Origin of the sequence: Dapis hubbardiae BLCC-M172 (assembly GCF_050016015.1) — a bacterium.
Classification (GTDB): Bacteria; Cyanobacteriota; Cyanobacteriia; order Cyanobacteriales; family Microcoleaceae; genus Trichodesmium.
In genome coordinates this window covers 21,397-32,304 of sequence record NZ_JBNHEQ010000244.1, presented here as the reverse complement: position 1 = coordinate 32,304, position 10,908 = coordinate 21,397, and the positions used below count along the sequence as shown (strand labels likewise).

Here is a 10,908-nt window from a genome sequence, read left to right as displayed (position 1 = left end):
GTTTTAACCAGAGGTAATTATCAATTATCCATTATCAATTATCAATTATTGAACACCTCTTCTGAATTATATAAATAAGTATTCAATTTTTCTTTAATTACAAAACTAGCATTGGGTAAATCGTAAGCCATAACAATATTAATTCTCTCCTTTACTTCTGTTACTGGACGAACGCTATGTAGACATTTATCCCCAGCCATAACTAATAGTAAACCAGGTTGAGGTTTAATAATAATTTGTTTGCCAAAGGTGTGACGAAAAAAACTCAATTGTTTTACCCGATCTATCACACTCTGAAATCTAGAAAATTTAGCACTGGGTAAGGTAATTCTATAATTGGGATAAAATTCAATTTCTCCTCCATCAACTTTGTTCAAATATAAAAGAGCGGTAATAGCATTTCGGTCATAATGCCACTGATATGTACCTCCTTTTTCAGTAATGTTAATATTGCAACCTACTTGAATATCTTGTAAAGGAAAAAGTTGTTTATTGGTTAGGTTGTTAATAACTTGATTCACAGTTTCGTATAGTTTTTGAACTTCTGGAATCTGAGACTGAATTATTTTTCCATCTATGACAGAACGATTTAAGGGTATGGGTTTAATATTGCGATAAATTTTAGAAACAGAATTTGTCTGGCGATAATCGAAAATCAGTTGTAACAAGGAATCACATTCTGTCTGAGAAAGAAAATTTTCTTGCAGAAAGTATCCTGTTGTTTGAAATTCTTCTAAGGATTTTGTAATTTGAGAGTTTTTCATGTGAATCTATCTAGCAGAGGTACTTGTAAAATTTTTCACCTACCTACTTAATTTGCAGAATAATTAATAATTAATAATTAAATAATTCAGGTTAAAATCCTTCCCTTTCAAGGAAAAAATAATTTTTTTTCCTTTTAGTCAATCCTCAATTATCCATGATCAATTATCCATTAATGAACACCTACTACTGTTCTGATTCCTGGCACCAGTTAGATAAATATTCTAAACTACTAAAATCATCAATTGTTCTTCCTGAATTTTCTAACTTTTCCAGAGATAACTGTTGAATATTCTCTTGAATTATGACATAAATTTCTGCTTATTAAAAAATTTAGTAATCAAATAATTATCAATTATCCATTATCAATTATCCATTATTCATTATCCCTGAACTATTCTAAAACCAGCGTGTTGATAAAAGTTCGGACGAAACCAATTACGATAATATTTTAATGCTTCTGTACCATTAGTTATCCAACATCCTCCTAACATCATATTATGTCTGTTATCAAAAAACGGAGCTGAATAATCTTCATAAAGTTGATGAGTTTTAAATCCTGAAAGAGGATTAAATTTATCACTTAACCATTCCCAAACATTACCCCGCAAATCATATAATCCTGATTCATTTTTGGCAGTTTCTAATAAACCAACCGGAGAAGGAGAACCAAATTTAAAATTCAGATTATAATTATCCGCTTCTGCTTCTTTGCCATTAGCATAAGTTGCTAAATTATATTCAGCTTCAGTCATTAACCGAGTATTTTCACCTTGACAACGACAATAAGCCATTGCTTCATAATGATTTACTTCCACAGGCCAATCTAAAGGTAATTCCATTTCATCAAACATGGCTCGATATCTATATATAGATGTACCATTTTTAGGTATCCAAAATTTAGGATGTTTGATATTATTTTCAGTTTTCCAAAGCCAACTTTCTGGAGTCCAATAATCTTGATTTTCGTAACCACCAGCCTTGACAAATTCTAGAAATTCTGCATTAGTAATTAAATATTTACTAGCAACAAAAGGCGCAACTTTAACTTGGCGATCGCCATATTCTATATCCCAACCAAAAGTAGGATAATCTTCTGGTTTTCCTAGTTTTATAATTCCTCCAGAAACTTCTACCATTTCATTATTAATTATCTGGTTATTAGTAGGAGCATATTCCCAATTACTAGGATGTTTTAGTTTTTCTACAGATAGTTGCCTAAACAACATTGAAGAAGTTTCTATATGAATGCGTTGATGTTCGATACCCATCATTAATGCCCAAAGAGGATGGTTTTGATGGATGGGAAGATTTAGAGGAGTTTTCTTAATTAGGTCTAAAATAATTTGATAGACTTTTTCTCGATACTGCCAAACATCTTCAAGTTTAGGCCAGTCGATGTGGGCGATCGCTTGGTCTAGTTCTTCTGGTTTTTCTGGATCTACTCCCAATTCAAATAATATTTCGTAGTTAGAGTCAATATGTTTTTCTAATAATTCGACACGAATTAATTTATTGATGTAGAAAACTGCTGAATGTCCGAGATAAAAAATTAGTGGATTTCTCAAAGGATCGGGATTCAAATAAAATGTTTTTTCTCCCACTAAACTATTCATTAAAATATCTTCAAGTTGCCAAGCATTTTTAAAATATTCGATAATTTCTTGGCGGATGTTGCAGTCAGTTTGGTAACTATCAAGTTTTGGTGGGGTAGTAGATTTAATTGGGTTCATATTGTTAGAAACAAATTCAAAATTTAATCGGTGACTTTTCCCAAAGGTTTAAGATTGAGAGATTTAGGGATAATTATTAAGTCTAGGTAAAAGCATAGCTAGAAACTCTATATTTTGTCAGGAATAGTTTTCATACTGATATGACTTATACTCATGCCTCTTTGATTTTTCTTGCTTACCTTATATTGGTCAAATAATAGGCAAAATTCAAGAAGCCCAAAGACATACTGTGCAATTATTGAGCAAATTTTTGTGAATTCATAAAACATATTTGCTATGGATAGCTGATGTACTTTTTGGCATACTTAATAATGAATTTTATCTTTCAAAACTCTATTATAACTTCATTTTGTACGCAGCTAATTACTGAGATATAACCCCTGTTTGGGCAGGATTTCACAGGAAATGTTTACCGAATAATTAATAATTATTAATTAAATAATTCAGCTTTATTAGCCTCACCTTGGATAGGGGAAAAAAATAATATTTCCTTATACCCAATCAAGAACGGTTTTAACCAGAGGTAATTATCCATTATTCATTAATGAACATATTTTTTTATTCTTCCTTTTTCCTTCTTCCTTCTTCCTTCTTCCTTCTTCCTTTTTCCTTCTTCCTTCTTCCTTTTTCCTTCTTCCTTTTTCCTTCTTCCTTCTTCCTTCTTCCTTCAAGTTAAGCTTGGCAAAGAATTAATCCAAACCACTTTTTAGGGTCTGTCCAAACTTTCTTAACTTTCAACCCTTTAGCCTCAAGTTGTGTTTGTAAAATTTCCAAATCAAACTTGCGAGAAATTTCAGTTAGAATACTTTCCCCTGCCTGAAAATTAACTTTTAAATCAAGAGTTTCCAAAGCAAATGTAACATTCTCTTGGCAATATAGATACATTTCAATTTGAGTTTCAGCTTGATTATAAATTGCTTGATGACTGAATAAATTAATGTCAAAATTTCCTTGAAAACGCCAATTCAAATGAGATAACATATTCAAATTAAAAGCAGCAGTAACCCCTTGATTGTCATTATAAGCAGGTTCTAAAATTTCTTTAGATTTATCTAAGTCAATGCCTAGTAAAAAATAATTTCCTGGCTGTAAACTTCTAGTGATTTGAGTCAATAAATTATCAAATTCTTGTGGAGAAAAATTGCCAGCAGAACTTCCTAAAAAACAAATTGTTCGTGTTGGTGTAGGAGTTGACTCTAGATAGGCTAAAGTTTGTTGGTAAGTTCCTAGTAATCCCTGAATAAAGAAATCTGGATATTTTTCTTGTAGCTCTAATACGCTATTTTTAAGTATTCCTCCACTCACATCAGTCGGTATGTATGTAAACGAATTACCTATTTTTTGATAAGCATCTAACAATAAACGGGTTTTAGTAGAACTGCCACTACCTAATTCTACTAATTCGCTACTACCAGTTATTTGAGCAATTTCATCAGCATATTTTTCTAAGATAGAAGTTTCTGTACGAGTAGGGTAATATTCGGGTAACTCACAGATTTGTTCAAATAATTCAGAACCATAATCATCATAAAAATATTTTGGGGGTAAAGTCTTAGGATTTTTAGTTAGTCCAGCAATTACATCTTCTCCATCATTTTTAACAGCTTGATAGCTGTCATTGAGAACTTTCACAAGTTGTGGGGGCATTATTTTCTTACTGCATAAGGGTGGACAGTTAAGAGTTTTTTCTTAACCAATTATGGACAAAAATTTGTCATCATAAAATTCTTGCCAGAAGAATTTTAGTATAAATTCTGCTGGGAGTAAATAAGCAGATAATTCAATTAATAAGTCCCATCAATACCTTCTTCTGTAACTCTGGGAAATAAGTAGGTAATATAAAAGTCAAATTATCCATCAGGAAAAAAACTAAAGTATTAATGCACGATCAATGGTATAATTAGCATCTAAAAAAATAAGCTTTTTCTCACCCGGACTTGATAAACCTTGTATCTAATACCAATTCACTATCAAGATGTCAATTTAGATGTGAAATAATTTCTTTAAATTACTGAGCGTGTCAAAGTTTTGAGTCTACAAAATCTTAATCCATGATTTTTGACTTTTAACTTGCGTGAAACAGTAGAAATTAGATCCCTTTGCATTCTTCACTCTCTGAATATTGTTTCATGGCTAATTGCTGTGAAAATATCTTCCATGAGTGTCTCTTACCGAATAATTAAGATTTAAAGCCTCTTCTTTAAAGGAGAAACAATGAATTTATTTTCCTTTTATTCAATCCTCTTCCTTTTAGGGAGAGGTAATTATCAATTATCCATTATCAATTATCAATTATTGAACTACTTTGTGCAAAAAGTCTGTTCTTTTTCACTCTAAGGTTTAATACTATTTTCAAAAAAGGCAGTTACATCAGAATTTTTGATTTATTCCTACAAGAAAAAAATATAAATTCCATAAATTCTGGAAATCAAACCTTTTTTCTTCTTTAATATTTATGTTTTTCTTCCCCCTGTTCCCTGTTCCCTCCATACCTGTTCCCTGTGTCATAACTGTAGCAATATTTTATGAAATTGGTATAATATATATGCATATTTTATCCCTGATAAGTCTTAAAAATACTAGAATATCACTTTCCACTCAGACTTTGGTAGTATTCACAGAAGATAATTTATAAGATAATAAATATAAGCAATCCATAAAATATCAAAGTTGTAATTATCCTATGTCTGCTCAAGTCAAACTGACTATTATTCAAGGAAGTATGATCGGCAAAGAATTTATATTTGAAGAAAGAACTATTTGTATTATTGGTCGTCATAAAGACTGTCATCCCAGACTACCAAATGATGAAAAGCATCGTACTATTTCTCGTTATCATTGTATACTTGATATTAATCCTCCAGATGCGCGAGTCCGTGATTTTGGCAGTAGAAATGGCACTTATGTTAATGGTCAAAAAATTGGGCAACGTCAACCACACCATACCCCTGAAGCAGGTGCAAAAATTCAGTTTCCTGAATATGATTTAAAATCAGGAGACAAAATTAAATTGAGTCAAACTATTTTTCAGGTGAGTATTGAAGCTGAAACAGATATGCCACCAGAGATGGTTTCGATACCAAAAAAATCCTCGGCAGAAACTGTCGAATTACCCGTTTATCCGCCCAGATTAGGAAGTAATAATCTAATTACAATTCCTGGCTATAGAACAATTAAATTATTAGGTAAAGGTGGTTGTGGAGAAGTTTATTTAGCCAGAAATAATTCTACTCAAAAATTAATAGCTTTAAAAACAATGTTGCCTGAAGTTGCTACCCATCCTCAGGCTATAAATCGTTTTGTCAGAGAAATAGAAAATACTAAAGCTTTAAATCATAAGAATGTTGTAAAATTGAAAGATTATAGTTATAGCGATAGCCAATTTTTTTTTACTTTAGAATATTGCAATGGTGGTAGTATTTGGAATTTGTTGGAACGTTGTGGTTATCAATTATCTATTAATATGGCAGTGCCAATTATTATACAAGCTTTAGATGGTTTAGAATATGCTCATAATGCAGAAATTCCTTATGTTAAAAAAGCAGATGGTAGTTTTGGTAAAGGGAAAGGTTTGGTTCACCGAGATATTAAACCAGCTAATATTTTTCTGAGTAATATAAATAGTTCAACAGTGGTAAAAATAGCAGATTATGGGTTAGCAAAAGCTTTTGATTTAGCTGGTTTAAGTGGGCAAACAATCACGGGAAACAAAGGGGGGACTTTTCCGTTTATGCCTAGGCAACAAATAATTAATTTTAAATATGTAAAGCCGGAAGTAGATGTTTGGGCAATGGCAGCAACTTTATATAATATGTTGACTGGTGCATATCCCCGTGATTTTGTTGGTAAAGACCCAATTTTAACTGTCTTGAAAACTCAACCTGTACCAATTAGAAAAAGAAATATTGCTATTCCTCAATCATTGGCAGAAGTAATTGATTTAGCATTAATTGATGAGCCAGAAATTTATTTTAAAACTGCTAAAGAATTTAAGCACGCATTATTAGGTAGTATTTTTTAGGAGGAATATTTGTAGGATTTTGGTATCCCAAACAGTACAAAAGTCAAGAGGGACAGATTAATATCTAATATCCAGCTCGTTTCATAAATTATAAAAAAACCTTCTGTGCCATTCCCTATTCCCTATTATTTATAGCCCACATTTATTTGAATATAAAGGTGTCAACAATTATTAGCAACAGGGAGAAAAAGTGAATATTTAAGAATATTACAAAACTAGATTTATAGAAGCCATTTGATATCTTTGCAAAGCTGCGAGTTTTTGGCTCTTGAGTCAGGAGATTGAGAAATAAAATAGGGGAAAAAGTTAGAATAACCGGCCCCCATCTCCCCGCACTCCTCACACTCCCCACCCTCCCCAGACTCCCCATCTATATTCGCGCATAGATCCCTTCAGGGGTTCTATAACAGGTATGTGTATGTGTAGCAAACATTGATCAAACTGATATTACAGTCAAACCACGTCCAGACAGAAAACTAATAATGACCAATCTTACCTTTTCTTTTTCTTCTCATTGCACAACAGGTCACTTAAAACTTCACTACTCAAGCTCTTTCCCATGACTTTGACCGTTACTCTTCGGAAAGCAAAAATAATGTGATTTTATATTCTTGATTGTCACTTTTTTGCCGTTCCTTCATATCTAATACAAGCCTTTTGGCTCGAAATCCTGTTGCTATCACACGAATTGTAAAGACTTGCTCAGGAATATCTACTAAAGAGTATTTTCCTTCTGCATCTGTATAAGTCCGCTGTCCAGTTTCTAGACTCTCTACAAGAGCATTTTCAATCCCTTCTTCTGATGTATTGATAACATATCCCTTCAGTTGCATCAAATCCTTCTCTCCTCATTAGGTTTTTTTTGTTGGTGTTCGGCGATCGCCGCTGATTAACAGAACTTTTGAGGATGGTGAGGTACAGTTTATTAATTTTCTGTTGCCTAAAGTCCTAAAAATTTGTACCTCACTAACTCCGAAACTGCTGTAAAGCAAAAATCATAATTTGTGATCCAGATCGCCGAAATTGTTATGGGAAGCGAAAAATTCCCTCCCAATTACACCTATACTAAGTCAGCGATAACAACGAAGTTAATCCATCCACTGTAGGGATCGTCAAAGAAACCAGAACTGTCACGGAATACGAAGTCTCCAGCTATACTCACTGTCGGACCAATAATCCTTAAAGTATCAAGATCGATCTCCAACTGGAGGATATGATGGTCTCCATTGTTGTAGTTGACGCTGTAGCCTTTTAGCACTACCTGTGCCGATTGCACATTTCGAGGGAAAGTTACACTTGTTTCAGCCCGCTGTCTCCTGCCTGTTGTTGGCGGAAAATTCAGCCATCCTTCTCTAAATTGCACAGCCATAATTATTCTCCTGGGAATTGTTTATGTTGGTCTTAGGAAAAATAGTTAGTTCTAATTAGAACTATTTAAATTATCCTCAAAATACTTTTTTGCAACAATACGACGATCCGCGTATGCGTCGCAGACAAATGTGGGATCGTCTCGCTCGAATGTTACCTTCTTGAAATCATTTAATGAAGCTTCTCGCCTATTAGCCAGGAGTACACGAGAGCGAGAATGCTTGAGCCGTGAGATTGTCAAATCCCCTATCCAAGTGTGTTCAATGTCAAAGATAACTTTTGTTTTTTTGACAACATCCAACAAACCACTCACATTAATTGGGGACTGAATGGTGTTTGAGTTGCCTGCATTAATAGGCATTGGATTTTTAGTTGTCTTTTGCCTCCGTTAGGTCGGGAACCAGCATGTTCAGGCGTTGGTGAACCGAGCTATGAAATAATAGTGAGCGTGTTATAAGAAACCGGGTTTGTTGGAGACAAATTTCACTATTTATCGGGATCTAACACAAACCCGGTTTCTAGAATGCCAGAAAAATCATAGCCAAATTCACTAACACCGATGTTCATAACACAGCGATCGCTCTTCTGAAGCAATCTTGTTTTGGTTGATTTGGCTATAAATAGCGATCGCATTCAGAGTATTCAGGGAAATTTTATTCTCATCAAGGCGCAAAGATTTTCTACCTTTACTGCCAATTTAGCTACAGCATGATAGCTGCAAGAATCTTTCCGTCGGAACCAATGTATATATTGACTTGGCGTTCATTAGCTTGTGCTACCTTGAGGATATCTAATACATTAGATACCCCATTAGGTGAACTTGGGGTTATCTGTTTCCATCCGCTTAATCCTTCAACTATTGCGAATCCATACCGGGTATTGACATGACCGTATGTATTAATCACTTTCTTGTTAGTTACCCATCCTGATGTGTCGGATACGACGAAGGTCATGGTGGAACCAGGTTCAGAAATCTGGGTAATATTCAAGCTAGAGTTGCTACCGTCCCACCATTGGCTCTTAGGAGTTGTGCTATCAGAGAACTCAGTCTTATACGGAGAAGCAAACAAATCTTCGCTGTCGCCCCCATTAACATCTTTCTCCAGGTCGAAGCGTCCATCGGCCTGTTCCAAAGAACATTCGTAGTGTTGGCTGGCAGTCATCTGCTCCTCGTTATTACCATTTTTCTGTTCATCAACGTGCCAGATAGCCAGTCCAGCATCAGGCAAGAAAGTATCTCGGCCTGTCTTTTGCCTGTTCTCGATGATGAAATACTCTGTCGCGTTTTTGGCATAGACGTAAAAGTCATTGTTCGCCGCAGGGAGGGTCGCCGTTATACCTGGAGTTATGGACGTGACTTTTGTAGCCCAGCCTACTTCATTTTTTAGGTAGGCACAAACTTGCACAGGGTTCTTATTATTTCCTCCAAAACACATGAGGCAATAATTCCCAACTCCCGATGATTCGTATCCATAATCGTACAAATCAGGAAAATCGCAGATCATGTGACCATTTTCATGACAGAAGGTTCGTAGGGTCAGCTCACTACCCATATTTGTGATTTGGTAGTCCCTGAACTTTTTCCCTCCTCCTACGTTGTAGTCAGAGGCTAAGACCCAGGAGTGCGGCCAAAGACCTTCAGCCCAATTATTAACCCTCGGTCCGACGTAAAACACGTTCAAGGCATAGATATAGCCACTACCGTCACTACTAAGCGGACTAAAGTCAAAGCCCTGGGATTTAAGGTCATCTAGTGCTTCAACAATCAGTTCTCTAGCTCGAGTACCATAGGAAATTGCTGGGTCTGTATAGTACGAGCGATCGTGTTTAGCTGTGTAATATTGCGTCACGACATTGGTGTAAGTTAATTTACCCCGCGAGTTGTCGTAGAAATAATCATGTACTGACCCATTATTTCCAAACCCACTGTAGCCTGATAGGTTACAGAAGTCGCTAACTTCTTGCTGGGAAATGGTTTCGGAAACGTCGGTAAACCGGATCAAGATACACAACCCGACGTAGTTTCCTACTGTGACGGTAGACAGGGGCTGAGACTCAGGTCTTGCAGTCGGACTTATTCCCCGTAACTGAGTTTTTTTCTGCTCGCGACGGACTTGCCAGCGACTTGCAGGTCCTTGCAGCATGGGTGCGTTCTGAGCTTGTTGTTTAGCACTCTCCCGTCGGATGCGTATGTGTGGCTGAATTCCCAAGTTTTGTGGGTCTACTACCCCCACTTTAGCATCGGTCGGCAAAAGCTCATTTTTGTCTTCGGAAAGCTGCGCATATTTATAAAAACCTGTGTCAGCGTCTTTAACCACGGTATAGCCATCAAGGGTTTCAAAGACAGCGTAATATTGGTTGCCTGAACTTCTTACCTGGATGGTACTGCCGTCGGGATTGGTGAAAGTAAATTCCTCGTTAAGGAATGGTGTAGGCATAACTATGTTCTCCTTAAGATTGGGTTAAGCAGTTATATCAAGTCGTCGAGAATAACCACAAGACAGCTTATATTGTAGGTAATCAATCTGACTTGATCTTGATTAGGACTTACTCAATACAAAGTATTTCTGTCATTGCGACCGACAGGGATGCAATCTCAAGCCCACATTTTTCGTCTATAATGGATAATATCATGTCCCGATAAGAGCGCGATAGAACTCCGTTCCGCTTACGCGTTAACGCAGTTGTGCGCCAGCAATCAAAAAACTTTATCCTTTTAATACTTTCTTTTTCCCCTCCTGACTCCTGACTCCTGACTCGTTATTTATAACTATTCAACCGGACATGATATAAGTCCTATTGATATGAGTAATATCATGTCCGGTAGCATCGGTATTATAAACTACGGGTAAGGAAGAAGAAAGAAGGTTTCACAGGAGGAAAAAACTTAAATACTGTGTAGATATTCCCCAAGCTTTTACACGCAACCATACCAACGGACATGATAGTAAGAAAGTCAATTTGTTTGGCTTCTAGTTCATTCAAGTAGAGGAGGTGGTGATCCTTCTAACTCCCCGCTGCTGC

The 10,908-nt window shown here is 35.6% G+C and carries 10 protein-coding genes; 1 reads left to right on the top strand and 9 read right to left on the bottom strand.

Annotated features, from left to right (window positions below; genetic code table 11):
• Positions 1 to 41: 41 nt before the first annotated feature.
• The 4 genes from ACP6PK_RS22670 to egtD all read right to left on the bottom strand — a co-directional run bounded on the left by ACP6PK_RS22670 (position 42) and on the right by egtD (position 4,142).
• Positions 42 to 764, bottom strand: a complete 723-nt coding sequence (locus tag ACP6PK_RS22670; RefSeq protein ID WP_426562901.1) for a 2OG-Fe(II) oxygenase — start codon at positions 762 to 764, stop codon at positions 42 to 44.
• Positions 765 to 1,145: 381 nt separating this feature from the next.
• Positions 1,146 to 2,495: a 5-histidylcysteine sulfoxide synthase gene (gene ovoA, locus ACP6PK_RS22665; protein ID WP_426562899.1), complete on the bottom strand. Its 1,350-nt coding sequence runs from the start codon at positions 2,493 to 2,495 to the stop codon at positions 1,146 to 1,148.
• A 527-nt stretch (positions 2,496 to 3,022) separates the two neighbouring features.
• Positions 3,023 to 3,166, bottom strand: a complete 144-nt coding sequence (locus tag ACP6PK_RS22660) for a hypothetical protein (RefSeq protein WP_426562897.1) — start codon at positions 3,164 to 3,166, stop codon at positions 3,023 to 3,025.
• A gap of 1 nt (position 3,167) precedes the next feature.
• Positions 3,168 to 4,142: an L-histidine N(alpha)-methyltransferase gene (gene egtD, locus ACP6PK_RS22655; RefSeq protein WP_426562895.1), complete on the bottom strand. Its 975-nt coding sequence runs from the start codon at positions 4,140 to 4,142 to the stop codon at positions 3,168 to 3,170.
• 1,036 nt (positions 4,143 to 5,178) lie between these two features.
• On the opposite strand from egtD, the gene ACP6PK_RS22650 reads away from it, so the two are divergent.
• Entirely contained in the window at positions 5,179 to 6,516 is a 1,338-nt protein-coding gene (locus ACP6PK_RS22650; protein WP_426562893.1) for a protein kinase domain-containing protein, read from the top strand.
• A 572-nt stretch (positions 6,517 to 7,088) separates the two neighbouring features.
• Here ACP6PK_RS22650 and ACP6PK_RS22645 read toward each other — a convergent pair.
• The 5 genes from ACP6PK_RS22645 to ACP6PK_RS22625 all read right to left on the bottom strand — a co-directional run bounded on the left by ACP6PK_RS22645 (position 7,089) and on the right by ACP6PK_RS22625 (position 10,322).
• The gene (locus tag ACP6PK_RS22645) at positions 7,089 to 7,349 is read right to left on the bottom strand and encodes a carboxypeptidase-like regulatory domain-containing protein (protein WP_094672615.1); all 261 of its coding nucleotides are present in this window, start codon (positions 7,347 to 7,349) and stop codon (positions 7,089 to 7,091) included.
• Positions 7,350 to 7,576: 227 nt separating this feature from the next.
• Positions 7,577 to 7,792, bottom strand: a complete 216-nt coding sequence (locus tag ACP6PK_RS22640) for a hypothetical protein (RefSeq protein ID WP_426562891.1) — start codon at positions 7,790 to 7,792, stop codon at positions 7,577 to 7,579.
• 144 nt (positions 7,793 to 7,936) lie between these two features.
• On the bottom strand, positions 7,937 to 8,245 hold the full coding sequence (locus ACP6PK_RS22635; protein ID WP_426562889.1) for a hypothetical protein: 309 nt from the start codon (positions 8,243 to 8,245) through the stop codon (positions 7,937 to 7,939).
• Positions 8,246 to 8,434: 189 nt separating this feature from the next.
• Complete coding sequence (locus ACP6PK_RS22630; RefSeq protein ID WP_426562887.1) at positions 8,435 to 8,557, bottom strand: hypothetical protein; 123 nt, start codon at positions 8,555 to 8,557, stop codon at positions 8,435 to 8,437.
• 28 nt (positions 8,558 to 8,585) lie between these two features.
• Positions 8,586 to 10,322 (bottom strand): M6 family metalloprotease domain-containing protein, encoded by a 1,737-nt coding sequence (locus tag ACP6PK_RS22625; protein WP_426562885.1) that lies wholly within the window; start codon positions 10,320 to 10,322, stop codon positions 8,586 to 8,588.
• Positions 10,323 to 10,908: the final 586 nt, after the last annotated feature.